The organism is Rhodoferax sp. RT5P35 (assembly GCF_056521385.1).
This window is the reverse complement of record NZ_JBWMAX010000186.1, coordinates 1-1276: the sequence shown is the minus strand read 5'-3', so window position 1 is coordinate 1276 and position 1276 is coordinate 1. Positions and strand designations below refer to the sequence as shown.

The window sequence follows — 1276 nt, the reverse complement described above, 5'->3', positions numbered from 1 at the left end:
ATAAGGTCGGTGAGCATTTTGGCGATAGTCAGGCCCAAACCGGCACCGCCGCTACCAGGGGATGCACCGCGCTCAAAGGGCTCGAACACCTGCGCCAGCTCGTCGGCGTGCATGCCGGGGCCGGTGTCTTCGATCTCGATAAAGGCCATCTCCAGCGCGTAGCGGGCACGCAGGCGCACCCTGCCCGTAGCGGTGAACTTGATGGCGTTGCCCAGCAGGTTGATGAGGATCTGGCGCAGGCGCTTTTCGTCCGCACGCACCTGCTCGGGCAGCACGCCCTGCGGGTCGAAGTGGAACTGCAGGCCCTTCGCGCGGGCCTGGGGCTCGAACATCTCGGCCATCTCGTGCAGCAGGTCGGCAAACGGCATGGGCCGGGTGGCCAGGGTGAGCTTGCCGGACTCGATGCGGGCAATGTCCAGCGTGCCTTCGATCAGCGACAGCAAATGCTCGCCGCCACGCTTGATCACGCCGATGGCCTGCTGCCGGTGCGGGGGCACGCTGGCATCTTCGCCCATGAGCTGCGCATAGCCCAGGATGCTGTTGAGCGGGGTGCGCAGCTCGTGGCTGATGGCGCTGATGTAGCGGCTCTTGGCCTGGTTGGCCTGGTCGGTGGCGTAACGGGCCTGCTCGGCCCCCACCTTGGCGTTTTGCAGGGCTTCGTCGGTATGCCGGTGCAGCTCGATTTCGCGCATCAGCAAATTGGTTTGGCGGTTCGACTCTTCCTGCGCCACCTGACGGCTCTTGTGCGCCAGCACCACCCACCACGCGACCAGACCCGCAATCACCATCAGCGCCAGATAGGCTTTGAGAAAGCCCGACCGCAGCGCCGCGTGGGGCGCTTCCTGCACATCAAGGTCCGTCACAGCCAGCGCCAGCGCACGCAACTCCTGGTGGTACAGCAGGCCAAACACGCTGGCCAGCAGGGGCACGATGACCAACATCAGCAACAGAAAGTAACCCAGGCCCGTGTCCAGATAAGGCCACACCCGCCGGGGTAGCAGCCAGCGCAAGGTGGCTGACCACTGGTGTGAGAGGCTGGCGTGCGGTTTGCACAGGTCCCCGCAACGCGCATCCAGCGTGCAGCACAGGGAGCAGATGGGGCCCTGGTAGGCGGGGCAATGGGCCATGTCGGGCCCCTCGTACTCGCGCTCGCAGATGATGCAGCGTTTGAGTTGGTAGCGCGGGTGGGGCGGGCCTTTTTGAAGAGGCGGCTCACCCAGGGTCACGTCGCTTTGGCGTGCAATGTAATAGCGGCCTTGGGTCGCCCAGGCAATCA

1 protein-coding gene is annotated in these 1276 nt (G+C 65.1%); it reads right to left on the bottom strand.

Annotation, left to right across the window (positions count from 1 at the left end; translation table 11 throughout):
- Positions 1–1276 (bottom strand): sensor histidine kinase (locus AC097L_RS24800; RefSeq protein WP_479589378.1); only part of this gene is annotated, 1276 nt, incomplete at both ends.